This window comes from Lysinibacillus sp. HST-98, from assembly GCF_016757845.1.
In the GTDB taxonomy this organism is placed as follows: Bacteria; Bacillota; Bacilli; order Bacillales_A; family Planococcaceae; genus Lysinibacillus; species Lysinibacillus capsici.
This window is the reverse complement of the sequence record NZ_JAENHX010000002.1, coordinates 264,393-290,134: the sequence shown is the minus strand read 5'-3', so window position 1 is coordinate 290,134 and position 25,742 is coordinate 264,393. Positions and strand designations below refer to the sequence as shown.

Annotated in this window: 28 protein-coding genes; 11 read left to right on the top strand and 17 right to left on the bottom strand. The window is 35.8% G+C overall.

What is annotated here, in order from left to right:
* Positions 1-10: 10 nt before the first annotated feature.
* A complete protein-coding gene (gene guaD / locus JIN86_RS07060) occupies positions 11-1,378 on the bottom strand; it encodes a guanine deaminase (protein WP_202341583.1) in 1,368 nt (455 codons plus the stop codon).
* Positions 1,379-1,572: 194 nt separating this feature from the next.
* Positions 1,573-2,463 carry a LysR family transcriptional regulator gene (locus JIN86_RS07055; protein WP_004232321.1) on the bottom strand — a complete coding sequence of 297 codons (891 nt, stop codon included), beginning with the start codon at positions 2,461-2,463 and terminating at the stop codon, positions 1,573-1,575.
* Positions 2,464-2,580: 117 nt separating this feature from the next.
* Between JIN86_RS07055 and JIN86_RS07050 the strand changes: the two genes are divergently transcribed.
* The 3 genes from JIN86_RS07050 to JIN86_RS07040 all read left to right on the top strand — a co-directional run bounded on the left by JIN86_RS07050 (position 2,581) and on the right by JIN86_RS07040 (position 5,220).
* Entirely contained in the window at positions 2,581-3,765 is a 1,185-nt protein-coding gene (locus JIN86_RS07050) for a YbfB/YjiJ family MFS transporter (protein ID WP_202341582.1), read from the top strand.
* A gap of 185 nt (positions 3,766-3,950) precedes the next feature.
* Positions 3,951-4,691: a class I SAM-dependent methyltransferase gene (locus JIN86_RS07045; protein WP_202341581.1), complete on the top strand. Its 741-nt coding sequence runs from the start codon at positions 3,951-3,953 to the stop codon at positions 4,689-4,691.
* A 13-nt stretch (positions 4,692-4,704) separates the two neighbouring features.
* Positions 4,705-5,220 (top strand): DUF6886 family protein, encoded by a 516-nt coding sequence (locus JIN86_RS07040; protein WP_202341580.1) that lies wholly within the window; start codon positions 4,705-4,707, stop codon positions 5,218-5,220.
* Positions 5,221-5,268: 48 nt separating this feature from the next.
* Here JIN86_RS07040 and JIN86_RS07035 read toward each other — a convergent pair whose 3' ends face one another.
* A complete protein-coding gene (locus tag JIN86_RS07035; RefSeq protein WP_202341579.1) occupies positions 5,269-5,754 on the bottom strand; it encodes an NUDIX hydrolase in 486 nt (161 codons plus the stop codon).
* Positions 5,755-5,769: 15 nt separating this feature from the next.
* Positions 5,770-6,147, bottom strand: coding sequence for a GrpB family protein (locus JIN86_RS07030; RefSeq protein WP_370568653.1), 378 nt, complete (start codon positions 6,145-6,147; stop codon positions 5,770-5,772).
* A gap of 233 nt (positions 6,148-6,380) precedes the next feature.
* On the opposite strand from JIN86_RS07030, the gene JIN86_RS07025 reads away from it, so the two are divergent.
* Entirely contained in the window at positions 6,381-6,830 is a 450-nt protein-coding gene (locus JIN86_RS07025; protein WP_202341578.1) for a 2-thiouracil desulfurase family protein, read from the top strand.
* A 40-nt stretch (positions 6,831-6,870) separates the two neighbouring features.
* Here JIN86_RS07025 and JIN86_RS07020 read toward each other — a convergent pair whose 3' ends face one another.
* Together JIN86_RS07020 and JIN86_RS07015 are read right to left on the bottom strand one after the other, a co-directional pair.
* Entirely contained in the window at positions 6,871-9,255 is a 2,385-nt protein-coding gene (locus JIN86_RS07020) for an ABC transporter permease (protein ID WP_202341577.1), read from the bottom strand.
* A gap of 3 nt (positions 9,256-9,258) precedes the next feature.
* Positions 9,259-10,017: an ABC transporter ATP-binding protein gene (locus JIN86_RS07015; protein WP_004232341.1), complete on the bottom strand. Its 759-nt coding sequence runs from the start codon at positions 10,015-10,017 to the stop codon at positions 9,259-9,261.
* 158 nt (positions 10,018-10,175) lie between these two features.
* On the opposite strand from JIN86_RS07015, the gene JIN86_RS07010 reads away from it, so the two are divergent.
* The gene (locus JIN86_RS07010) at positions 10,176-10,934 is read left to right on the top strand and encodes a DUF4184 family protein (RefSeq protein WP_202341576.1); all 759 of its coding nucleotides are present in this window, start codon (positions 10,176-10,178) and stop codon (positions 10,932-10,934) included.
* Positions 10,935-10,947: 13 nt separating this feature from the next.
* Here JIN86_RS07010 and JIN86_RS07005 read toward each other — a convergent pair whose 3' ends face one another.
* The 6 genes from JIN86_RS07005 to JIN86_RS06980 form a co-directional block, all read right to left on the bottom strand.
* On the bottom strand, positions 10,948-12,390 hold the full coding sequence (locus JIN86_RS07005; protein WP_202341575.1) for a sensor histidine kinase: 1,443 nt from the start codon (positions 12,388-12,390) through the stop codon (positions 10,948-10,950).
* A gap of 9 nt (positions 12,391-12,399) precedes the next feature.
* The gene (locus tag JIN86_RS07000) at positions 12,400-13,119 is read right to left on the bottom strand and encodes a response regulator transcription factor (RefSeq protein ID WP_202341574.1); all 720 of its coding nucleotides are present in this window, start codon (positions 13,117-13,119) and stop codon (positions 12,400-12,402) included.
* A 32-nt stretch (positions 13,120-13,151) separates the two neighbouring features.
* Positions 13,152-13,850 (bottom strand): hypothetical protein, encoded by a 699-nt coding sequence (locus JIN86_RS06995; RefSeq protein ID WP_004232350.1) that lies wholly within the window; start codon positions 13,848-13,850, stop codon positions 13,152-13,154.
* 18 nt (positions 13,851-13,868) lie between these two features.
* Positions 13,869-14,741, bottom strand: coding sequence for an ABC transporter ATP-binding protein (locus JIN86_RS06990; RefSeq protein WP_202341573.1), 873 nt, complete (start codon positions 14,739-14,741; stop codon positions 13,869-13,871).
* A 159-nt stretch (positions 14,742-14,900) separates the two neighbouring features.
* On the bottom strand, positions 14,901-15,917 hold the full coding sequence (locus JIN86_RS06985; protein ID WP_202341572.1) for an ABC transporter permease: 1,017 nt from the start codon (positions 15,915-15,917) through the stop codon (positions 14,901-14,903).
* On the bottom strand, positions 15,914-16,642 hold the full coding sequence (locus tag JIN86_RS06980; RefSeq protein ID WP_004232353.1) for an ABC transporter ATP-binding protein: 729 nt from the start codon (positions 16,640-16,642) through the stop codon (positions 15,914-15,916). Before JIN86_RS06980 ends, JIN86_RS06985 begins: the two co-directional genes overlap by 4 nt.
* A gap of 116 nt (positions 16,643-16,758) precedes the next feature.
* Between JIN86_RS06980 and JIN86_RS06975 the strand changes: the two genes are divergently transcribed.
* Entirely contained in the window at positions 16,759-17,355 is a 597-nt protein-coding gene (locus tag JIN86_RS06975) for a TetR/AcrR family transcriptional regulator (RefSeq protein ID WP_004232354.1), read from the top strand.
* 40 nt (positions 17,356-17,395) lie between these two features.
* Here the strand turns inward: JIN86_RS06975 and JIN86_RS06970 are convergent, their stop codons facing one another.
* From JIN86_RS06970 to JIN86_RS06955, 4 genes are all read right to left on the bottom strand, one after another.
* On the bottom strand, positions 17,396-18,193 hold the full coding sequence (locus JIN86_RS06970) for an ABC transporter permease subunit (RefSeq protein WP_202341571.1): 798 nt from the start codon (positions 18,191-18,193) through the stop codon (positions 17,396-17,398).
* The gene (locus tag JIN86_RS06965) at positions 18,190-19,077 is read right to left on the bottom strand and encodes an ABC transporter ATP-binding protein (RefSeq protein WP_237497187.1); all 888 of its coding nucleotides are present in this window, start codon (positions 19,075-19,077) and stop codon (positions 18,190-18,192) included. Before JIN86_RS06965 ends, JIN86_RS06970 begins: the two co-directional genes overlap by 4 nt.
* 21 nt (positions 19,078-19,098) lie before the next feature.
* Positions 19,099-19,734, bottom strand: coding sequence for a TetR/AcrR family transcriptional regulator (locus JIN86_RS06960; RefSeq protein WP_202341569.1), 636 nt, complete (start codon positions 19,732-19,734; stop codon positions 19,099-19,101).
* Positions 19,735-19,871: 137 nt separating this feature from the next.
* Positions 19,872-20,771: a hypothetical protein gene (locus tag JIN86_RS06955; protein WP_036218917.1), complete on the bottom strand. Its 900-nt coding sequence runs from the start codon at positions 20,769-20,771 to the stop codon at positions 19,872-19,874.
* A gap of 285 nt (positions 20,772-21,056) precedes the next feature.
* Here JIN86_RS06955 and JIN86_RS23480 point away from each other — a divergent pair, with 285 nt between their 5' ends.
* The 5 genes from JIN86_RS23480 to JIN86_RS06930 all read left to right on the top strand — a co-directional run bounded on the left by JIN86_RS23480 (position 21,057) and on the right by JIN86_RS06930 (position 25,284).
* Complete coding sequence (locus tag JIN86_RS23480) at positions 21,057-21,419, top strand: hypothetical protein (protein WP_237497160.1); 363 nt, start codon at positions 21,057-21,059, stop codon at positions 21,417-21,419.
* Between the two features lie 467 nt (positions 21,420-21,886).
* Positions 21,887-22,459 (top strand): class I SAM-dependent methyltransferase, encoded by a 573-nt coding sequence (locus JIN86_RS06945; protein ID WP_202341568.1) that lies wholly within the window; start codon positions 21,887-21,889, stop codon positions 22,457-22,459.
* Positions 22,459-23,046 carry a DedA family protein gene (locus tag JIN86_RS06940; protein WP_202341567.1) on the top strand — a complete coding sequence of 196 codons (588 nt, stop codon included), beginning with the start codon at positions 22,459-22,461 and terminating at the stop codon, positions 23,044-23,046. Before JIN86_RS06945 ends, JIN86_RS06940 begins: the two co-directional genes overlap by 1 nt.
* Positions 23,047-23,099: 53 nt before the next feature.
* Positions 23,100-23,801 (top strand): response regulator transcription factor, encoded by a 702-nt coding sequence (locus JIN86_RS06935; RefSeq protein WP_004232396.1) that lies wholly within the window; start codon positions 23,100-23,102, stop codon positions 23,799-23,801.
* The gene (locus JIN86_RS06930; protein ID WP_202341566.1) at positions 23,785-25,284 is read left to right on the top strand and encodes a HAMP domain-containing sensor histidine kinase; all 1,500 of its coding nucleotides are present in this window, start codon (positions 23,785-23,787) and stop codon (positions 25,282-25,284) included. Before JIN86_RS06935 ends, JIN86_RS06930 begins: the two co-directional genes overlap by 17 nt.
* Before the next feature lie 4 nt (positions 25,285-25,288).
* Here JIN86_RS06930 and JIN86_RS06925 read toward each other — a convergent pair whose 3' ends face one another.
* Positions 25,289-25,594, bottom strand: a complete 306-nt coding sequence (locus tag JIN86_RS06925; RefSeq protein ID WP_004232398.1) for a hypothetical protein — start codon at positions 25,592-25,594, stop codon at positions 25,289-25,291.
* Between the last annotated feature and the right edge of the window lie 148 nt (positions 25,595-25,742).

Sequence of the window (25,742 nt, the reverse complement as noted above, 5' to 3'; positions counted from 1 at the left end):
AAGAGAATGATTAGCCTCTCGTATGAACTTTATTTCCTTGCACCCATACCTCGCGGATATTTTCTGGGCGTACAAGATACATGATTTTTTGGAATATATCGTGTAAATCTTCATTTTGATCAAAAATCGGAAGCCTAGCAGTAGGAATTTTTGTATCGATAATTTGTACATCCCATGTATAGTTTTCCTGTAAACGGCCAATTGGAAGACTTAAGCTTTCTCCACCACCAGCTGTCGCAAGATAGAAGGCCTCATTTATTGTAATGCGTGAATTTGGGATACCACGCTTTTCGGCGGAAATAGTTGTATCTACACCATCCTCTAGCATTCTCGATGACATAACAGCTTGTCTTGCATTATCAAAAAGACTTGGAGAAAATCCGCCTGATACATCTGAACCTAGTCCAATATCAACGCCCATTGCATGAAAGCGGGCGATTGGAATCACGCTGTTAGCAAAATAGGCATTAGAGATTGGACAATGGCCTATGGCAGTGCCAGTTTCAGCAAATAATCTGGCATCCTCATCGCTTAAGAAATTACAATGAGCCATGACAGATTTCTCACCTAACAAACCAAAGTCATGTAAGGCAACGGCATCATTTTTGTTGAATCGTTCTTTGACGTAGCTGTGCTCCCAGTCACTTTCACTACAGTGTGATTGAATATGTGTATCGTATTTCGCAGCTAATTCACCCAAACCCTTTAAGGCACCGTCTGTACAGCTTGGAATAAAGCGAGGAGTGACAACAGGATAAACACCCTGTTTAGTCGTTTTGGCTAAATTTTTTACAGCTAAAATAAATTCCTCCGTATCCTGTAATGCGGTTTTTGTGTTTTCATCTCGATAAAAATCTGGATTCTGTTCCGGATCGTCCATGACTACTTTTCCGACTAATCCTCGCTGCCCCTTTTCAGCACAGATTTTCGCTAAAAGTACACTGGCCTCCTTATGAACTGTCGCGAAATATAATGAGGTAGTTGTACCATTGGCAAGTAGTGTGCTTACTAAATCCTCATAAACTTCTTGAGCAAATGCTAAATCGGAGAATTTTGATTCGATAGGGAAAGTATATGTGTTTAACCAATCGTAAAGGGGAATGTCTAAAGCTGTCCCAGATTGTGCCCATTGAGGTGCATGTACATGCAAATCGACAAATCCTGGTAGGAAATATTGCCCTTCAGCTAATGCGTGGAAGTTATTTTGATCTTGATATGTAATTAATAGTTGTTGGTAATCAGCTTGTTCAGGAGCGACAGTTTTAACAATCATGCCGTCAGCATTAATGAAAAATAAATAATCCTTTAAAATGTGAACGTCAGTAGCAGATTTACTAGTAAAAGCTGTTCCTTTAAAAATATGCGTATATTCAGACATAAAAACCACCTTAATGTTCGTTTATTGATAATAACACGGATTATTATAGGCTATAAAAACTATTAAGTCTACAAAAAAACGAATATTAGTAGGGTGACTAAAGAAATACATGCACCTTTTTAACTACATTTTTACAGCTTTGACAAGCGTTGATAGATAACAAAAGAAGGCACCTTTTTGAGAGTGCCTTCTTACTACATGATGGATTCATTGATGATGTGAAGAAAGTTATTAAAGGATGTGGAGTGATGCAATTCATTTTTTCTTGTACAAAGGTAGATCGGTCTTTGGATATCAATGTCCTTAATAAAAACGCGGGCAACTTGCTGCTGTAGTATAAAGCTAGAAGCTGCTATGGATGGTGCTAGCATCGTACCAAAACCTGCTGCAATGGCATGTATGGATTCATTAATCCCGTCTAGTTGTAAACCTACTTTCGGTGGAGGAATTTTATGCACTTTACATAGGGCATTTAAGTATTCTTTTGTGGAACTACCATCCTCCCTTGTGACGAAGGGCTGCTGCATAAGTTCTGCAAGGGACACTGTTTGACCTGCCAGATGATGATTGTACGGCACAATAAACCAATAATCCAAATTCATTAGAAATTGATAATTAATATCAGCATGATGTCCATCTTCTTTGACGATAAAAGCTAAATCAGCTTTATAATGAAGTAAATCCTCAATCACTTGCTGGGAATTGGCGGTCTTTAAATGAATATGTGTTGCTGGATAAACTTGTTTAAATCGAGCTAACCATTTAGGTAGTAAAAAATGGGAGGGAACATGTGTGGAGGCAATTTGCAGTTCTTCATAGCCCGTATTTTTAAGCTGTTCAACTTTATTTTCAATATCAGTTTCTAGATCAAATAAGCGCTGTGCCTGTTTGTATAAAAAAGTACCATTTTGTGTTAGCGAAATGCCCCTACCTTTGGCTTCTAGCAGTGTCAAGCCTAGTTCTTTCTCTAAATTTCGAATTTGAATGGTTACAGCAGGCTGACTAATCATAAGTGTCTGTGCCGCTTTGGAAACACTATTGAGTTCAGCCACCTTTGTAAATAAACGGAGAGCATGTAAATTCATGTCGTTACACCTTTCATAAATTTTTTTTATGCTTTTATATACATTATATATTAGATTTATTAATTTACGCTCTGTATCCTTTTAATTACAGTAGAATAATATGAGGGGGGGTTCATCATGAATCGACAACATGTAGGAATTGTCTTTGGAGGAATTTTGTTATTGGTTGTCGCAATGGGGATTAGTCGATTTGCCTTTACACCGATTCTCCCCTTTATGCGTCATGATGTAGGATTTTCATTGGAAGTGGCTGGGTTTTTAGCTTCAAGCAATTATATTGGTTATTTCATTGGCGCATTATGGGCAGGGTTCATTTATCGTCAACGTAAAAATGTTTTAATGGCAAGTGTTGTTACCAATGTCCTATCTGTTATATTAATGGGCTTAATAGAAGTGTATAGTGTCTGGCTAGTTCTGCGTTTAATTGCTGGCATTACAGGGGGCCTTATTTTTGTGTTAACATCGAGTATTATTATGGACTACTTGGCAAAGCATTCATTATCACGATGGTCTGGCTATGTATTTAGTGGTATAGGCTTAGGGATTGCTATTTCAGGTTTATGTGTACCTGCTATAGAAGCAAGATTTGCTTGGCAGGGTGCATGGTTAGGCTTAGGGATTTTATCAGCAATTTTTTTATTTATTACCTCTTATTTATGGAGAAGTTTAGTGGTGCAGGACAGCACAAAAGTTACGAAATCTCTTGATACAAAAATGACAAAGGGTTTTATGCCATGGCTGATTTTATCCTATGGCTTAGAGGGGTTAGGCTATATTATTACAGGTACTTTTTTAGTCGATATTATTCATAATATTCCTTCTCTTCAAGCTTACTCTTCCTATAGCTGGGTCATTGTGGGGCTAGCGGCTATCCCATCAGCTCCTGTTTGGACAGTCTTATTAGAAAAGTTTTCAGCTATAAAAATTTTGTTTGTGGCGTATATACTGCAAGTGGTTGGTATCCTTTTACCTGTTTTTGCACAAGCGGTATGGAGCGTTTTACTAGCATCGTTTTTATTCGGATTAACCTTTGTAGGGATTGTCACGCTAACTACTTCCTATGCACGACAGCTTTTCCCGACAAAGAGCGGATTCGTTGTTTCCTTATTAACAACCTTTTATGCTTTTGGACAAATTATCGGACCGATCATCGCAGGAAAACTGGTTGAAGTTTATAGTAGCTATAAAGCAGCACTTATATTTGCTGGTGTCATTGTGTTTCTTGCATTGCTCGTTATGGTAATTGGTAGATGGTTAACTGTAAAAAAAGAAGCTGTTGCTGAACATACAGTTTCTATATAACGCATAAAAGCCAGAAATCCAAATAGGATTTCTGGCTTTATCATTTACTTAAAGAAGCCGTGCCTCTATCTACATGATATTAAAAAATAAAATAAAAGTCTATATATTTTTTTCTTTATATGGAAAAATAGACAAGTGCACAAAGGACGTAACGTTACGATTTTACTTTGAAATGGGGTCTTTATATGAACACAGAACAAGCTATTCAACGCTGGAATCGATTTGCGGAAAGGTATACAGCAAACTACGATGAGCAGGGTGATATTCATCGTGTCGTACTGTTGAATCCCTCTATCTTTTCTTTGCTAGGAGAGGTAGATGGAAGGCATCTATTAGATGCAGGATGTGGAGAAGGCTATTTAAGCAGATTACTGGTAAAGAAGGGTGCAAGAGTAACAGCCGTTGATTTTTCACAAAAAATGCTAGACATTGCTATGGAAAGAACACAACAGCAGGAAGCTATTCAATTTTTACACGGGAATTGTGAAAATCTATCATTTCTAGCTGATGAACAATTTGATGGTATTGTTTCAAATATGGTTCTTCAAGATTTAAAGGATTATCAGGCTGTTCTATGTGAGATGTATCGATTATTAAAACCTAATCGTACTTTTATTTTTTCGATTTTACACCCATGCTTTGTGACACCAAATAGTGGATGGATGAGACATGAGCAGCTGGATCAACAATATTGGAAAGTCCAACGTTATTTTTATGAAGGGGAGTATCACCAGCTAGATGCTGACCCACCGATCGTTCTATACCATCGAACATTAACAAGCTATGTGCAAGCAATTAGGCAAGCTGGATTTACTATTGAGGCTATTGTAGAGCCTAAGCCATCACAAGACATGCTAGAGAAGTATCCTCAATTTGTGGAAGATTTGCATTGTGCAGATTTTATTGTTTTTAAATTAAGGAAATAAAGGAGAAGTAACCATGCGTTTATTTCATGTCAGTGAAGACCCTACTATTATGATTTTCCATCCTCGACTACCTGAGCGACGAGATTTAGATGCCAAAAAAGGGCTAGTATGGGCAATCAACGAAAGATGCCTGCCAAACTATTTAACGCCAAGAGATTGTCCGCGTGTCTGCTTTCATGCAGGAAATCAAACAACAGAGCAGGACAGACAGCAATATCTATCTCAAGCTTCACATGTAGTAGTCATAGAAAACAAGTGGTTGGAAGTATTGAAAACTACAAGTCTTTATCTATATGAGTTTGATAGTAATGGATTCACTTTACAGGATGATATTGCGGGCTATTATACGAGTGAAATAACACAAATGCCCATCAATGTCTCTGAGGTCAACAATATAACGAAAGCATTAAGAGAACGGAATGTTGAATTGCGAATCGTAGATAGCTTATGGGAAATACATGATGAAATCCAAAATACAAGCTTAAATTGGTCGATGTGCAGAATGCGCTTTGCACAACCAAGATTCTAAAAACAAGCCTCGTTATGCACCTATTGCATGGACGAGGCTTATTTTTTATTAGACAGTCGATGTTTGTTCAATTGGTGCTGAAGAGATATTGACTAATTTCTTGTCTTGATAGGTAAAAATATAATCATAGTTAGTTGTTTCATTGAGCATCTTAGGTAAATAATATTTTAAGTCCGCAATCCCTACATTTTCAGGGTGGAAAATCCAAGTAAGCTCCTTCCAATCAAGAATGCCCTCTGCAACCTTTATCGGTGTTACATATGGAAAAGATTCAGGTAGTTCCGCTATAAACGCATACATACAGCCATAATTAACAACGCCATCTGTCCAGGTTATTTTACCCTTATAGGTAATATCCTCAACCGTAATGCCTGTTTCTTCCTTAATTTCTCGTAAGGCTCCAGCTAATGGCGTTTCATTCTGTTCAATTTTGCCGCCTACACCATTCCATGCTCCCATCCATTGTGGCTTGTCTCTATTTAGTAAAAGGATATCATCACCCTTCTTCAGAAAACAAATTGTAAATTCAACCAAGTTTGTTCCTCCTTTTTAGTTATCTGAATTGGCAGGAGACCAGCCAGTCTGCTGACGCCAACGATTTGCTTGTTTTAAAATTTCCCATATAATTGATTCTTTCGATTTTGTATAGTGTTGACGATTAAGTTTGTATTTCTTAGCCAATTCATATTTTACCTGCTCATAGCGATGACAGTAATCTGGATGACAGCGCAAAAAATCTCGAAATAATAAGGCTAGCTGCTCTGCCCAACTACCAGCTTGTCGAACATGAATATGTACTCGTTTATCTCTTGGAGCCTCTCGAAAATAGCGTTTAGACTTGTCTGGATTTTCTGCTCGATAACTAAAACCTAGAGATTCTAATGGAATTTTAAATGCTGCCAATGGTGTAAACGATGCGACGGATATTTGTATATCAATTACAGGTTTTGCTGCTACCCCTGCTACAGCGGTTGAGCCAATATGATTCCTAAGGCCTTCCGCAATTGACAGCCTATGCTATGAAATTACTTAGCCCATTCATCTGTATAAGGTAAAATCAAAATAGGATCAGGCATTTTATCTCCTCCCTTAGTCCTCATAAAATTATTGTAGCACGCGTGTTATAGTGGAATAAAGATAGTAGAGGGAGTGAGAAAACGATGATTTTAATAAGTGCTTGCTTAGCAGGTTTAAATGTTCGTTATAATGGCACAAACAGTCTAGATGAAAAAATACAAAAGCTTGTGTTAGAAAATAAAGCTGTCACGGTTTGTCCAGAGCTGATGGGAGGTTTTTCAACGCCCCGTGAGCCCGCTGAAATTGTGGGAGGCAATGGACAAGATGTACTTGATGGCAACGCAACAGTGGTTGAAAGTTCTGGACAAAATGTCACAGATTTATATCTGAAGGGAGCCTATGCAACCTTACAAAAAGCGCTTGAGGTGGGGGCAACTCATGTCATTTTAAAGGAATATAGCCCATCCTGTGGCAGTGCAAAGATTTATAATGGTAGGTTTAATGGAACAAAACTAGCTGGTGAAGGAGTAACTACGGCATTGCTGCGAAGAAACAATATTATCGTGCTATCTGAAGAGAATTTTTTTGAATGATTAAAGGAGAGGCCCCTAAACTAGTAGGGGCCAAAATGATTTATTCAACAATTAATATGCGAGGCGACGTTTTAGCAATTACTTTGGTCGAAATCCAGCCGCCAAAAATGGCAGCTATCACACTTACAAAGCTTATACCGATACTTGTTGGCCAGTTGATAACAAGCGGTAGTTCGAGTAAGCCATAATCTAAAATAATCGACTGAAGAGCAAGAGGAATTAATTTTATCCCGATAAAGATTCCTGCTAATGCACCTATTATGGATAGAATTAAAATACCTATTGTAATCGACCATCTAATATTTGTAGAGGTCATTCCAATGGATTTATAAATGCCATACGTGCTACTTTCTTTTCTAACATTAATTCGCGATACACTAAAAATAATAATGCAGGTTACGATGATAAATAAAATACCAACGATTGAAAGGGGAATGACTAAAACGGCCACGACTTCTTTAAAGACAGCATCTAATAATCGCTGTTGTGTGACAGCTGATACAGAACTTTTAAAGTGCGTATTTAAATCCTCAACGAATGGCGTAGCGACTGTTTCATCTAAAAGATTAATCATACTTACTTCTGAAGTAGTGTAGGTAGTATGATAAACTTTAATAACATCTGCTGTAATCCTTGCTGAATTCGACATATTTGCTATAGATTGATAGATTCCCGTCACAATAAGAAAATGCTGTTTCCCTTCAAGATAAACTTCTACCATATCGCCTATATTTTTATTTAAAGCGCGAGCGACATTGAGCCCAATCGCGATTTCGTTCTTACTGATTGGATTACGACCAGACATAGTCACATAGCCAGCGACATCAAAACTACCCTCAATCACATTGACATTAATATTTAATGGGGGATGGCTGTCATTAGGGAGTACGCCTGTGAATTGATCAAGCCATACATGATCTTTAACCCGTTCATCAGCCATTAAAAAATCTTCAAATTTTTGTTTTGTAAAGGTTTCTTTATTAGATACAGTTACGACTACATGTGAGGCATCATATCCCCATGAAGGAGATGTTTCTTTGATCGAAATAAAACTATTTAATATGACTACACTAAAGACTAGTATGGCAGACGTAATCGAAGTAAGTGTAATAACAAGAATAGAACTTTTAATGTTTTTGGTGATACTTTTAAGACCAATTTGAAGTTGAATCGGTAGACTACTTAATCGAAATAATCTATTCGAGCTGTTTCTGCGCTGATTCATTTTACTATTTGCACTTTCTGACATCCCATATTTGATGGCTTGGACAGGCTCTACATTTCGCGCCTTGTGTGAGTAGAAATAGGCGGTGAGTAGCACAATGCCAAGTAAGATGAGAGCAATCACCATGTTGAGCAGAGTATCTTGATGTATGGTTAAATGATTTCCTGCCTTCATATAGGATAAGGAGCTTTCTATAATTATTCTGGAAAGGAATTTACTAATGATGATGCCAGGTATAATCGCGACAGCAGATAACAAACCGAATTGTAATACATAAGTGATACTTATCTCTCGAGAAGAAAGACCCAAAGATTTTATAACGCCTATTGTTCTGTAATTTGTTAAAATGGCATCGGAAATGCTAAAACCAATAACAAACAAGGAAACCAAAAGCATAGCTATACCAAAGGCAATCATAATAAAGCCAATGATTTTATTAATAATCAGATAAAAAGAAGCTATTTCTTCATATTCCATTTTAGATTCAAGATAAGGTCCCTGCAGATATTTTTCAAAATCAGCCCAATAATTGGTGTTTTGCTGATAGTCATTAAAGCGTAATGCCATCATGTACTGATCAGAACCTGTTATGGTTGCTAAATGTTGTTGATAGTCAGTATTGTTCATCCAGATACGAGCATTTGTTGTAAAAGGGCCTCCGTATGGCATATCAACCACAATACCTGACACTGTTAAATGAAACGTGCTCTCACCTGTATGAAATTCAATTGCATCACCGAGCGAAATGGTAGCGCTTGATGCCAATGATGTGGGAATCCAAATCGTACCCTCAGGAGGAGAGAGTTGCTTTTCACCCTCAGAAAATAGTAATTGATCAATCATAAACGGTGTATTTGGCGTATTCATCATAAATAAATAGATATTGGATATTTCTTTCCCATTGAGGGTAAATCTAGATAAATTTCTATAGGGTATGAGACTGGAGGTAGTCACGCCTGGTTGCCCCTGCCACCAATCGTTTACAGCGATCGGGTTATGAATATTGTTACCCATTGTTAAAATTTGATGGGCACCATTTGAATCATGATGGGCTTTTTCAAAAATATTGTTTGTATTGGTCAGTATAGTGACAGAAGTCGCCAGTAAAAGTGTTGATAGAAAAATAAGGACAACCATCAGTCCATTTTGTATTTTCCGTTTTCTTATATAGGAAGAGCAAAGGGTAATAATCGCGTACATTTTTTACTCCTTCCCAGCAACATAAGAAAAGATAATGTGTTCCCGTTCTTGTATGTTGGTATGATCATATTTTTCGAAGTTTAAGATCCCATCTATCTTTCCATCCTGAATGATGATTAGGCGATTCGCACGACAAGCTGCCTTCATATCATGTGTAATCATGACAATGGATTGCCCATTTCGATTTAAATTCGTTAAGGTATCTAACACTGCTACACCTTGATCAAAATTTAAACTACCAGTAGGTTCATCTGCAAATAACACTTTAGGATTGTTGACCAATGCTCTAGCAATGGCAGCTCTTTGTTGCTGTCCACCTGATGTTTGAGAGGGTAATCGATTTCTTTGCTTTTCAAGTCCCATTAAACTTAGTAGTTGCTCCGCTTTTTGTATGACTTCCTTTTTATTTTTTTTCGCGATGTATCCAGGAAGAGCAATATTCTCTAGTAACGTCATATCTGGAATGAGATTGCTACTTTGATAGATATAGCCAACCTTCTGTGAACGAAAGGTAGCTAACTTTCGTTCAGAAAAGGAATCAAGTTTTTCTCCTTGAAAATAAACTTCACCTGCTGTAAGGGCATCAAGCCCACTTAAAAGATAAAGAAGCGTTGATTTACCAGAACCAGAATTCCCCATAATAACGGTGAAATCCCCTTTATAAATGTCGACATTCATATTCTTAATAGCATGGAATTGTTCGCTGCCAGTTGAATAGGTTTTACATAAATTTTGGGCTCGAATCAGTATCTCTTTTTCCATAATAAGGCCTCCTTGACTCATTTTCTTTAGTGTAATATGTAATTATTAGTAAGTCCTTATGAAATTATTAATAAATTCTTACAGAAGAGTAACCTTTCTTAATAGTAAACGTTATAATATGCGATTTAATAGATGTAATAAATAAGGAGGTTAGAGATATGCCCTTAACATTTGCTCATCCAGCGGCAGTCTTACCTTTTTCTCGAAAAAGTAAATATATCCATTTTTCTGCATTGGTTTTAGGAAGTATGGCTCCAGATTTTGAATATTTTTTAAGAGGTCGGCCGATAGGGGAAATTGGTCATACCTTTGCAGGGTTCTTTTTATTCAATCTTCCGCTCGTTCTTTTCATCTACTTGATTTATCAAAGGTTTATCCAACAGCCAATCATGAGCCATTTACCACAGTTTTTACAAGATACAGAAAGCCATCAAATTGAAGGAAATAACATATGGAAAACCTTTGTTTTTGGCTACTCTGCATTGCTGGGCATGTTAACACATGTCATATGGGATTCATTTACACATCAAAATGGGCTTATGGTGACAAAACTTCGAGTTCTTACTCAAACATATACTTTCTCCGGCTATCAAATACCGATTTATAAATTTCTACAACACGGGAGTACCTTGTTTGGCATTGTGTTAATCTTTGGATATGTATATTACAGAGCAACTTTAAGCAAAGATAAAAAAATACCAGCTATATCGCCACGGAAAAAACGCATCTTTTGGAGTTTACTAGCTGTTTTAACGCTCGGATATGTATGTCTATGGCAGCTTATTAACGGCATTCCTTTAAGAAGTTATGGAATATGGGTTGTCCGTATTATCGATTCATTTTTTGGTAGTATACTTACCCTTTCTTTCTTTTTAGCATATAAGAAAAGAACGTTGAAAGAAAAAAAGACTTCCTAAAACGGGAGTCTTTTTACGAGATGGGGAGTATAAGTGTAAAGGTAGTGCCTTCATTAGGCTTACTATGAAATGAAATGGACCCATGGTGCGCTTCCATAATATGCTGACAAATGGATAGGCCAAGTCCTGCTCCTTCATTTTTAATGACTGATTCACTTCCAGGCTGCCGACCTCTAAAGTAACGTTCAAAAATAAAAGGCATATCTTCGGGAAGCATTCCATTACCAGTATCTATTACTTGGATATAGAGTGATTGATTTTCGATATAGGTAGTAATGGTGATGGTATCTTCATGAGAAGAATGTTTTAACGCATTGGTAATAAGGTTGGAGATCACCTGCTCTAGTCGATCAGCATCTACTAGAATAAGGACATTAGGAATCCTAGTAGGTCTTATAAAATGAATATTTGTTGTTTGGACATAATATTGAATTGGTTTCAAAATGTTTGTAAGAACGTCTTGGCTATATTGTTCTTTTAAATGGATCGGGATATGACCAAGCTCCTTTAAGGTATGAATAAATAAATCATCAACTAGCCTCGACATCTTATCCGTATTAGACTGCATGATTTGAATATAGGCCATAAGCGAATCTTCATCTCGACAAATACCCTCTGAAATAGCGTCTAAATATGCTTTGATTGTGGTTAAGGGAGTTCTCACTTCATGAGATATATTAGATATGAGCTTCTTTTGAGTTTGCTCTTGTTCATTGTGCTGGATGGCTAACTGTTTAATCTCTAATCGCATTTGATCAAATACTGCATACAATTCACCAACCTCATCCATTTTCGAGTGGATGGTCATTTGATCGTAATTTCCTTTTACAATTTCCTCTGTATTGTCCTTCAGCTCATGTAAAGGCTTTAAAATATCTTGATGAACTTTCCTTACTATGAATAGGGCAAGGCAAATGATCAAAAGACTCAAGAAGCTAATAAAGATTAATAAAATAATCGAGCTGGAATCCGACTGTTTTAAAGGAAAGAGAATGTCTTTGTTCAGGGAAAAAATAGCATTACCTATTTGTTTATTGCTTTCTCCATTCATAATCGGAAAGGCTATATTAATCTTTCCTGGCTCTTGTTGTGAGGTGAATAAATCATAATGTATATCATGTTTAATATGAATAGTAGTTGAAACATCATTCTTAATTGAAGTGTAACTTACTGTTCCATCTAGTTGAACTACTGTAATATCAATATTCTTGTCATCACTCATTTGTTGTAGCGTGCTACGTACAGCTGAATCTAATGCGAAATTTGGAAAATGATCTTCTATGTACAATAATAATGGATTTACTGATAAACGAATTTGATTAATAACATATTTATCTTGTGATTCTTCTTGAGAAGGCTCTGCTGCAAAAAATAGTGAAAGGACAACAACAAACAATAGTACAACACAAATTAATAGGGCCCATATCCACTTACTCATCCAATTTTTTAGGTACATTTGATTCTCCTATGAGTGATTGGCTGTACTGAATTTATAACCGACTCCCCAAACCGTTTGAAGATAAACAGGATGAGAAGGGCTGACTTCAATTTTTTCTCGAAGCCTTCTAATATAAACCGTAATTGTATTTTCATCTCCATAGGTCTCATAACCCCAAACGGCATCAAGTAACTGACCTTTAGAGAAAACTTGATTTCTATTTTTAGCTAGGAAAAATAGCAGTTCAAACTCTTTTGCTGACAGTGGTATTGGCTTGCTATCACGTAAAAAAATATATTCCTGTTTATTTATGACCATATTATCTATGTGAATGACATCTACGCCCATTTGACCACCATTATGCTGAAGCCATCTATCCTGTCTTCGTAAATGAGCGTTTATTCTCGCGACAAGTTCACTTAAAGAGAATGGTTTTGTCATATAATCATCTGCTCCAAAACCTAATCCCAGTACTTTATCTGTATCACTTCCTCGAGCACTTAAAATAAGAATGGCAACATTGCTATTTTCACGGATTTTACGACATATTTCAATGCCATCACAATCTGGTAGAGAAAGATCAAGGATAATGAAATCAGGTTTAGATTCTTGCAAATAATGGATTGCTTCATGACCTGTTCGAACAATATGTGAATCGAACTGATTAACACTTAAGTAGTCCCTTATAATATTAGCTATATCATTTTCGTCTTCAACAATTAGTACTGTGATGTTCCTGTTGCGCATACATACTATCTCTCCTTAGTAAAATGTCTAAATCATTTTCTTCGGTTGACTAGGAAAAAAAACAAAACAATGATAAGGAATGCATACATTATAATCCATGTGTATTGCCAATAAAAAACATTGGGTATTACTTCAATTTGATCGCCCACACTCATCATTTCTAATGAAAAATGAAGAGGAGGAAGTAACCAAAGAAGTCCAGTTAGAATAGAATCTTTTAAAGTAGCGATAACGACAGAAATAATAAGGATGCCTATTACACCCCACCACGTATTTCTTCTATTTTTCACGAGTTCCCTAGTAAATAAAGCAGTGAGTGCAATGGCAAGTAACGATAAACTAAAATGAGACAAGAAACCAAGTAAAATATGTAATAGTTTGGGCTTCTCAAAAAATGCCTCTATTAGGATTGGATAGATGACAGAAACACAGCTTAGGCTAAAGGCAAGCAGCCCACAAATGATGAATATCCCTAAATTGTAGTCTAATGTTTTTTTCGTATGAAGGGTAGTAATCATTTTTTGTCCTTCATCTTCAGCATGAAATAATGTAACAGTAAACCAGCCCATTAAAAAAAAGAGCACAAGAGATGTAAATGAATAACTATCTAATATTGGATTAGGGACAAAAGTATAATTAACGATAAGACATAGAATGAAGATTGTAAAAGGTGGAACGTATTGATAGGTTCTTAAATAATTTATCAATTGATAACGTACTAAACTGCTCATCTTTTTCGATTCCTCCTTTCAAAAATGAGAAGAGAATTGTTCTTTTTTGTAGTGGACAGTAGCTAAATATTTAATTGAAGCATTTTGTTGTAATAATTTCAGTAAAATTTGATCTGAATCCTTTGCTGGAACAATCGTCACTATTTCATAATGTCCATTCACTAAAAGTTGTTTTTGTTGAATCTCTATCGAAGGTATGATTTCATCGAGTAATGATAGGCTAGCAATCTCAAAAATTAATCGATGTGTTGGATTGCGATCGAAATCCTCTATCTGAATGATCGTATTCTCTTGAATAAGTAAAACGGAGTCTACAAGGTTTTCGAGTAATTTGGTTTCATGACAGGTTAAGAGGATACTGAGTCCTTTGCTTCTTACTCTAGCTAAGATTTGTTCGAAATCATTTTGTGCCTTGGCATCAAGTCCTGACAATGGTTCATCCATTATCAGTAGATCAGTTTCTTCTAGCATCGCCTGCATAATCATCACCTTTTGCTTCATCCCTTTAGAGAAATGGACAATCCTTGTATCTTTTTCCTCTTTTAGTTGAAACATCTCAAGTAATTCTTCTATCTTCTGCAAAAGCTGCTTTTTAGCCATACCTCTTATACAGCCCATGTGATAAAGATATTCTTGAGGCGTAAATAAAATATGAGTAGGAGTTATTTCTGGTACATAGCCAACTTTTAATGATGTTTTACGCTTCACAATAGAACCATTGTCTGGTTTAATGAATGCTGCAATCATCTTGAGTAAAGTGCTTTTTCCAGAACCATTTTTTCCTACTAGAGCAATGATTTGATTGGACGCAATTGAAAACGATACATTCTCTAAAATTTTTTTCCCATTGTATTGTTTACAGATGTTTTGTACTTCCAAAATAGTAGTCATCTTCACACACCTTTATTTTTGGATAATTCTTCTCCATAAAATAATTATAATGAAAATCGACCATTCACTTCAATTAAATTGGTTATATTTCCTGTTTTTAGTTATTTCAATTACATAAAAAAGCTCTGCTTTTCAAATAGCAGAACTTTTAAGGATTGATTACAACGAACGATATTTTTTAAAACTGATAATATTTAATGTAATGAAAACAATGGCAAAACAAGTAAGAATGCTGAGATTCACTATAATATCAGGAAGTAAATAGCCTTTATACATCACACCATTCAATGCGTCAGCAGCATAGTATAGAGGCATGATACGCCCAATATTTTGAAGCCATTCCGCCATACTATCGAGCGGGAAAATACCCGAAAAGAATACTTGAGGAACAATAACAAGCGGAATAAATTGCATCATTTGAAATTCTGAAGCGGCAAAGCTAGATAGCAACGCACCTAAGGATAACGATACAAGAGCGACCATCATATTGATGAGTAGGACAAGCCAGATGGAGCCTACATGAACAATATCGAGCACATAAATACCGAACAGGACGATAATAATTGTTTGCAGGAACGCAAATAAACCATAGCCAACCATATAGCCTGCTACAATTTCTGAGCGTTTAATCGGTGTCGCTAGTAAACGCTCCAATGTTCCAGAAGTACGCTCCTTTAATAAGGCAATGCCCGTAATTAAAAAAACAAAGAAGAAAACAAAGAAACCAATGAGCATAGGACTAAATATATCAAAAATAGCCGTATCCTGATCCCCATAAACATAGTCCGTTTTCATACTACCTATAGAGGCTTGTGTAGGCTGTAAGATTTGAGCAAGTTGCATCGTTAAAGCCCTTGCACGAGAAGGATCATCATTTAATAAAGTTAACTTACTAGCATTTTGCTCTACTGCTAGCCAACCATTATACTCTTTATCTTGTAGCTGTTTTTTTGAAAAACCATTGTCCACGATAATGGTAAGATCAGCCTCTTTTAATTTGTCGATTAATGGGGCGGGCGCATTAGAGACAACAAGTGTGACGGAAACCTCGTTACTATTAAAAATAAAATACATTAAGGACAAGACAAGAAGTGGAGCTAAAAATAATAGAGCAAGTGTCCGTCTATCTCTTTTCATTTGTTGGATGATTCTTGTGATGATAGCACCTATTCTCATTGAACGTCACCTCCAGCTTTTACAAACACCTCATCAAAGTCTTTTGCTTGATAATGATCTTTTAACTCTTGTGGGGTACCCTGTGCAATAATATGCCCACTTCTCAGCATGGCCAATTGATCACATCTTTCCGCTTCATCCATCGCATGTGTCGTCACTAAAATGGTTTTTTGTTCTTGATCTTTTAAACGAATAAGTTCTTGCCAAATTTCCTTTTTTAAGACAGGATCTATCCCCACCGTTGGTTCATCCAAAATGAGTAATTTAGGATTTTGAATAAGGGCAATAGCAAGAGATAATCGACGTTTCATTCCTCCCGAATAATTTTCCACTTTTAGTCGTAAGTCATCTGTTAAACGAACGAGGCTTGCCGCATAGGCTACTCTTTCTATTCGTTCCGCCTTTGCTAAGGAATAAAGCTTTGCAAAAAAATGTAGATTTTCTTCTCCAGTTAAATCTGTATAAAGTGCATCTGATTGTGCCATATAGCCAATGTCATTTAATAATTGTTTATGAGGAACATTCAAATCTAACACTTGAATAGTACCACCATCAGGTTTCAGCATGCCCATAATCATTTTGATTAGTGTTGTTTTCCCACAGCCTGACGGACCGAGTAAGCCCATTAACTGTCCTCTAGGAACATCCAAAGATAGGGGAGCAATAACTTGCTTATGTTGAAATCGTTTTTCGAGAGATTGAATAGAGATTGCCTGGTTGCCCATATGGTCCTCACTCCTTCACTGAACACAATGTTGATTTGATAAAAATTTTACGGTAGCATGTGAGCAAATACAATCAACAGTTTGCCAGCAAGTGTTAAGTAAATGGAGGGAAATATATGTCTGTACATGAAAAAATGAATTTTGAAACGAAGCAAGCCATTAAAAATGCTTTTATCCAACAAGTAGAGGAGGTAGGCTTTGAGCGTGTGACTGTAAAGAATTTAGCGTTAGTAGCTGAAATTAATCGAGGCACGTTTTACTTACATTATTCAGATAAATATGATGTGATGGAGGATTTGCAGCAAGAGCTATTAATGGAGTTAGAGCGCTATGTCAAACATGTTCAGCCGTTGGATGCTTTTCAAACGCTAAAAATGGGGCAACTCTATCAGCCATTTATCAAGGTGATAACGTGTATAAAAGTGCATGCACCAGCTTTTCGTATGTTATTAGGAGAGCAGGGGAGTCCTAGTTTTACACAAAAGGTGAAAATGATCTTTGGGAGTCATATTTTGGACAGATTATCGCTTATACGCAAGGAAGCACAAGATCCCGAGTTTCAGCAATATTTACAAGCCTTTATAGCATCCGCCATTTTAGGGGTCATTCAGGAGTGGTTGGACAAGGGGAACGAGAACTTAACGGTAGAAGAAATGGTCGCTCTACATTTTCGATTAATACGTTTTTTAGGAAATGTAGTAGGTACTATTTAATGGAAAACCGCTACAGCACTTGCTCTGTAGCGGTTAGGAATTATAGATGTAAATCTCGTTTTACAAAAAAACGAATCGCTAAACTATAGCAAAGCAAGCCAATGAGGAAAAGTGTACCGAGCATCCACCAGCAGGAGCTATTTTGTTGGATTAATTGAACGGAATCGAACAATGAATAGATTGTAATGTATTGTAATTTGTCTAGTGAACCACCCATATTGCTCAGTGCCTCAATCAGATAAAAGACAATGGGAATGCCAGCACTATAGGCATAAGATGTTCTTAAATCTTTGCTGCTGCAAGACATAAGAAAGCAGAATCCACTAATGGCAAAGTGCAATAAAAATAGCCCGAAATTTAACAGCAGTAGAGCCGTTATGTCCAGCTCATTAGGGAATAATATTTCCGCAAAGACAATCATGACCAACGTAGTAACAGCAAGAAGAGTAAAAAGACTAATGATCAAAAATAGTGCTTGTGTAAAGACAATTTTAAAACGTGTATTCGGTGTAGCGATTAAATATGCCATCGAACCATTATCAATATAGCCCATTATGAGCTTATTGGCTAACATGATAGAAAATACCATAGGAAGAATCATTAATAAAAATCCATATAAATAGGTGGAGAGAAATTCTATCAAGGTATCGCCAATGCTGGTCATACCAAAGGCTGCCATCATCTCAGGCATTGTTTCTGTTAATTTTTTTAGCGTATCCGTCATTTCTGGGTTATACATATAAATCACACTGACAATATATAGCATTAGTACACCGATAATTATGGTGAATAGTTTAAGAGAGGCTAATAACTCATGCTTGAATAAGGTAAAATTCATGATTGAGCACCTCCACTTTCGTAATAATGCATAAAAATATCTTCAAGTGATTGGGAAATAACGTCTAAGTCTATAATTTTATAATTAGATAGCGTATGGAGAAATGCTTGAAGGTCTCCCATTATAGTAATCATCACTTTTGTAGAAGAGATTCGTTCAAGTACATATTCCTCATCAAGGAAGCGAGTGAGCTCTTGCTCATCTTGAAACTCAAGCATGTATTTTTTAGATTTACGTTTCTTTAAATCTGTAATCGTTTCAGTCGCCACGATTTTACCTGCATTAATAATCGCTACACGATCACAAGTTTTCTCTACTTCTTCAATCATATGAGAGGACATGAAAATGGTCGTTCCTTTGTCCTTTTCAGCTAAAATGAATTCAATAAATTTCGTTTGCATGAGTGGATCTAAACCACTAGTAGGTTCATCTAGAATGACAATTTCGGGATGATGCATGAAGGCACAAACTAAGCCAACCTTTTGCTTCATACCTTTCGACATTTTTTTGATGAGCCCAGAAGCATCTAATTCAAAGAAATGCATTAATTCCTCGGCATGCGTGTAATCCTTCATCCCTCGTAACTTAGCAATAAAGTGAATAAATTGTTTACCCGTCATTTTATCAATAAACGCAATTTCTCCAGGTAAATAGCCGACAAATTGTTGAATGATTGCAGATGCGTCCCTACAATTTAACCCCTTAATGAAACAAGAGCCCTCAGTTGGCTGTAAAAAACCCATTAAATGGCGAATGGTTGTGGATTTTCCTGCCCCATTTGGTCCTAAAAAACCGAACACTTCACCCTTTGGGATTTGTAGATGAACATTTTGTATACTATAAAATTCGCCAAACTTTTTAGTTAAATGGTTTACTTCAATCATGGACACGTCACACACCCCATTTTATTGATACAATAATGTTTTCAAAAATAGAAAATATTCACTAGCCTCTTCCATGCATTGCTCGATTAATTCATTAAAGAGCTCTTGATTATCTACATGCGCTTTTAATCTTTCCTCATAACGATGACTGATACCATCTGTTACCCATTGAATAGTATCAATTGCCTTTTTTATATCCAAATTTTCTCGGAATAAACTAGTATCAATTCCTTCGAATGCAGTTACATAAGCATTTTTTTGAAAAGCGGCATTGTAATGATTTAGTTCATCTCGTACCTCAGAGCTTGTTTCAGCATAGGCCTTTTTCAAAAAATCAAACAGCGCATGATATTGCTTCGTAAGATCAACTTTGATTTTCATAATCTGTTCATAACGCTTAAAAATATCAGGCTCTGCTAAATCAATCTGGCGATTAAGTGCCACGGAGAATTTAGTAGTTGTATAGTCATATAAGAAAAGATATAAATTTTTTTTACTACCAAAATAGTGATATAAAATGCCTTTTGATATATTGGCATTGCTCACAATTTTGTTTGTTGAAGCGGTAGCATAGTTATTGAGCGAAAATTCCCTTAAGGCAGCATTAATAATTGCTTGGCGCTTTTCTTCGGTTAAATTCATAAAAGCTTGATACAATTTTTTACTCCTTTCCGTCATATTTTATGCCATTATATAGAAATTGACTACTATGGTCAATGTGATTTGGAAAAATAAAAAAGAACATGATTGTGACCATTTCCAATAGTCTCACTCATGCTCTCCATTGTTCCAGTTTACTTATCATAATAATCGTTCAATGCAATTTCTAAACGTTCTTCTAAATGCTTTGAAATATAGCTTAGAACGAATTGCTCTTTGTCCATTTCAATTTGTGCGGACTTAAAAAATTTGGTGAAAAAACCGACTTTATGATTTTGGGAATATTGCTGTAATGCTTCTGTTCGTAATGTAGAAACGATTTCATTTTCTATATGACGCTCTCTAATCTTTTGTACAATGTCTTTCACGCTATTTTCTTGCAGCTCGGTAATTTGCTTTTGAAGATGTTCATTTTCCTGCTTTAGTTCCAACGTTTCTTTTTGAATTTCTGCCACTTGAAGGGCAGAATCGGTCGAAAAACGTTGAATGTTTTTGTCAAGAAAGTCCTGATTAATGTTAACTTGTAACGTCCCTTGCTCTTCATTCGGCAAAATCTGAAAAAGACCTGTTTGAATCATCTGCTGTAGCACGTTTCCAAGCAAATCAATTTTATGTGATAAATCCTCAGAATCCATGGTTGTTGCGGTAATTTGGTGCTTCAGCAGCTGTCCGTTATCATCAATACCTAGCAATAATTTAATCCCCCTGACACGATACTCATCCTTCAATAATAAAATCATGCGCAATCTCAATATAGCAGGTAGGTTTAAACGAATATTACTATTTGTATTGGGCGAAGCATTGTCAAAAATATACTGTTCAAATGGCTTTAAATAGTAGCGAAGCATGGCGTCCGTAATATCAAACCAGCCCGCGACTTCTGCAATTGTATAGTGTTTCGATTCATCGATCTCTGCTAAATACCCATCATTATAGAGGTTTTCCTCTAAAGGCGTATGTTGCAGTGCCACAAACAATGGGTCATCTTGCACAATTTCAAGTACCATTTCTTTTGCATCATTTACTTTAAGCATCCTTACACACCCCACTTTATTTTTCCCGTGACTAAATGTTCTCTATATAGGTTTCTATTCGATTGGCAGCAATTGTATGCCTATTTTATGTAGGAAATTGTCATTAGAACGAAGTACCTTTTAATCTTTTATGAATCTTAAGGGAAATTGTACTGATGTTCAGGAGGAAGTTAATACAGAAGAATTACCGTCCTATACATTTTATTTTTTATAGATAAAAGATTATTTTTAGTGTAGAATTACACTTAAATAATCATATTATATTTTTATCGAGGTGTAGCTGAAATGAAAAGATTTATTCAACGTATTTTGTCGCTATTTCCATTTCCGTTTTTATTTCATTTTTATGAGTATAATAGCCACCTCTCAAATCAAGAGGCTAGCTTCTTATTGCCATTATTTCTTTTTTTCATCATTGGAGTAGGCATAGTATCCAGAAATGATTATCTACCTTTGTTCATTGTCATAAATTTTTTAATGACTGCTTTGTCTTTAATGTTAGGCTATTTTTTTATAAATGATGATGGAAGTTGGTTTAAGCCTTTTGGAAGAGATGTAGCCATTATCTTTGTTTCATTTTTTTATGTTTTAGGGCAATTAATTATAAGAGGGATTAGTAACGGATTCATTGGAAATAAAAATGATTAAAATAACAATTTGTTATATAAGAAAGGATCATGTCTTTATACTTCTGTTAAGAAAAGAGGATACACCTAAAAATGAAGATTATATTGCGTTCAATCGTCTTGTGAGGAGAAGAGCACGAAGAACAAGCTATGAAAGGGCCAACAGTTTTTAAAAATGTTGAATCTGTGATACAGATGTTTAAATTATAGGCTTTGCTGTCGTTGGTATTGAATGTGCACCTTCATTCCATTCTTTAATAGAGTGTCAATGATGAGCGAAAAATGAAGATGAATATAGAAATTAGGCATTTAAGTCACTCATGAATGAAAGTGAGCGACTTTTTTTGTTTTCACCATATGGTATCGTGTTAATCTACTAACTAAATAATGTCAATTATTAAGAAAAAGTTAAGAATTCCCCTTGCAAATCTTTAAGAAAGTCTCTTTATAGTTAAAACCATCAATAAAGCAAAGCGAGGAGACAACGAAATGCAGCTTATCACCTTCCTTACTGAATTTATAAAGCATCCAAAAACAATAGGCGCCATATCACCTAGTTCTAAGAAATTAGCGCATAAAATGGTGCAACCTATTTGCTTTGAAACGGCTCAATGCATTATAGAGCTTGGCCCAGGGATGGGGGCCTTTACAAAGGAGCTTGTGAAAAGAAAAAAGCCAGTTACATTGCTTGTTCTCATTGAACATAATGCGATTTTTTGTGAGAAACTGCGTAGGCAATTTGCTCATGTAGCTAATGTTGTAGTGATCCATGGTTCAGCAGAAAATTTGAAGCAATATTTGACGAACTTAAATATCGAAAATATAGATTATGTTATTTCTGGACTGCCATTTACATCGTTAAAGGCGGAAGTATCGTGTTGTATTTTAAGAAATGTGAGGGATTGTTTGTATAATGGAAAATTCATTACTTTCCAATATTCACTTGTGAAAAAATCATTTTTTCAAACCTATTTTCAGGATATTTCACATGAGAAAGTATGGATCAATATGCCACCAGCGTATGTATTGAGCTGTAGGTTAGGAAATACGAGGGTCAGCTAATGGAGCTACAGGATCTTTTATTATTTATAGAACAATATGGCTATTTTGCTTTGTTTTTTAGTTTATGGCTAGGGATCATAGGCATGCCGCTACCAGATGAAATGATTGTCATGAGTGGTGGTTTGCTATCGTCGCTAGGAAAATTGGTCATATGGAGATCTTTCTTACTTACTTATTTAGGCGTTGTTTCAGGGCTTTCTCTAGGATTTATACTTGGAAAACTGTTTGGTCATCGTGTACTCGATAAACTTGTGAAAAAGAAAAAGGCAAAGTACTTATCTAAATCAAAAAAATTGTTAGATCAATATGGACGTTTTGCATTAGTCCTGAGTTACTTTATTCCAATTGTTCGACATATCCTCCCTTACTTGGTGGGAATGAATAATATGCCTTTTAAAACATATGCCTTATTTTCCTATACAACAGGCTTTGTCTGGACATTGATTTATTTTACACTAGGTTTATTGTTCGGCAGTCAAATTGAATATATTTCTTTGATTGCTACGAAATATGGTATTTACTTTGGGTTATTCATCGTGACTGTTAGCTGTATTTATTATTTTTATATACGGAAATTTAAAAAATAGCTAAAATGGAGGAACATTATGAATGGAAAATATTTGATTAATGGTGGGATTAGATGAGTAATGAAACAATTTTAATTGTAGATGATGAAAAAGAGATAAGAAATCTGATTTCAATTTATTTGAAAAATGAGGGGTTTCAGGTGTTAGAGGCATGTGATGGAGAAGAGGGTTTACAGTTAGTAAAGAAGCATAAAGTACATTTAATTGTATTGGATTTAATGATGCCTAAAGTAGATGGCATTAAAATGTGTATGAAGGTAAGAGAAGTAGCAGAAATGCCTATTATTATGCTAACTGCCAAATCTCAAGATATGGATAAGATTGGTGGTTTAACAATAGGTGCTGATGATTATGTGACGAAGCCCTTTAATCCGTTAGAGCTGATTGCCCGCATTAAATCACAGCTTCGTCGCTATCTGAAAATGAGTGGCTTACATAGCAGCAATAAAGAGGAGCTGGAAGTTGGTGATTTACGTATCAATACAGCGACACATGAAGTTTTTGTTAACAATGAAAGAGTAAAGCTGACACCTAGAGAGTTTGCTATTTTGGAATTGCTTGTTAGTAATCCTGGCATTGTCATGAGTGCAGAGCAAATCTATGAAAAAGTTTGGAAAGAGGAAGCATTTCAATCGGAAAATACTGTAATGGTACATATTCGAAAAATTCGAGAGCGAATTGAGACAAATTCAAGGAATCCACAATATATTAAAACCGTATGGGGAGTAGGGTATAAAGTTGAAAAAGTTCTTTAGGCCAAGGTTTCTAAAGCATATTGGTGTGAAAATAAAAAATAAAATTCAACGTAGCATTCGTATCCAACTATTTACAACGTTTTTATTATGTGCACTTGGCAGTTTTTTAGTGGCACGTGCAATAGTGCCATTTTTTGAGAATATCAATGAGACAGTGATTGTGGATTATAGTGGTAGTATGAAGATGATGTATTATCATGCACAGGATACAGCAGCAATGGCAACTCAAGAAAATAGTGTTAAAGCATTAAGAGAATTGATCGATCAAGAAAATGGAAAAATAGAAAATGAGGATAATGCATTAAAAATAGTTGTCACAGATGAGACAGGGAAGGTCTTATATAAAACAAAGCAGGTAAAGGAGCAACAAATCGATTTGCACGAAGAAATAAGGCATGTCATGGACTTTACAATGAATCAACCTTTTGAAAATGCCTATCATGTGATCGAAACGTCTCGTGAGGAGTTTACAACAATAGTGCCACTAACTTTACAAGATAAAAATTATTATTTCTTTGTTAGTGGGCTTCCACAAGGAGAAGCCATCACAAGTACGAATGAAGGCCCCATACCTTTTTTCATTGGTGTTATGTTGTTTATCGTATCATTTTTCTCAATAACAAAACGCAAAATGAATCAAATTGAGACATTAGCGGAGGGGGTTATGGAAATCGCAAAAGGTAATTTAGCCTTTCGTATTGAGAAAAAAGGCCAGGATGAAATTGCTTTACTCACGGATAATGTTAATCAAATGGCAGAAGAAATTATGACAAGTATCGAGATGGAGAGGAAAATTGAACAACAAAAAAACGTGCTCATTTCAAATGTTTCACATGACCTTAGAACGCCTCTTACCTCAATCATGGGTTATTTGCGTTTATTAAGAGAAGAGAAGTATGAGACGAAAGAGCAATATGACGAATATTTGAAAATAGCCTTTTCTAAATCCGAGCAATTAAAAAATTTAATAGACGATTTATTTGAGTATACTAAGCTCACGAATGACAAAAATACTTTAATGCGACAACAAGTTTGTGTAAATGAGCTGCTCGAACAACTAATAGAGGAATTAGTACCATTAGCAGAGGAGAAACAACGTATTTTTATAAAACATTTTCCAGAGAAACGAATTTTTGCTGCCCTGGATTCGGAAAAAATTGTACGAGTATTTGATAATCTACTCATTAATGCCATCAATTATAGTACAGCTGAAGGAAAAATTATGGTTTCCCTTGAAGGACAAGCAAACCATGTGCGTATTTGTGTAGCGAACCAAAGTGATGCCTTTACATCGGTTGAGCTTGCTAGTTTATTTGAGAGATTTTATAAAAAAGATCAATCGAGAACAAATGTAACCGAGGGCTCAGGGCTTGGACTAGCGATTGCCAAGAGCATAGTGGAGCTTCACGGAGGAACGATTCACGCAAAATACAAAAACGAGACACTGTACTTTATTATCACATTGCCATTAGCAGCTTCATAACTGACTACAATGGAAGAATAGTAATGGCATGTTGTATTTGTTTATGTTGTGAAAGCATATCTTGTAGGGTAGCTAGGGTAGCTGTGTTTCTGATTAATAATTGGATTTCTGTCTGCTTGTATTGTCGTTGAAAGTCCAGAATATAATCTGCAATAATATGTAAATTATATTGATTTTTAATCTCTACTTCGACGAAAAATGGCAGTGTTAAATCTGGTAGCTTAATACTACCGCCACGTCGAATCCAAATTGCTTCCTGCACATAGTAGCGGATAGGTAATTGGCAATTACTAGCGATAAAAATATCCATAGAAAACTCCTTTCTACTGTCTAATTATAGCCTAAAGGAAATGTATTCAGCCGTCAAAAAAAACATGAGAAAATCTTATGAAAGATTTTCTCGTGTTTTTTTTGTTTGTTTTTTGTTGAATTTGATTTGAATATGTCCGTTTTTTGGA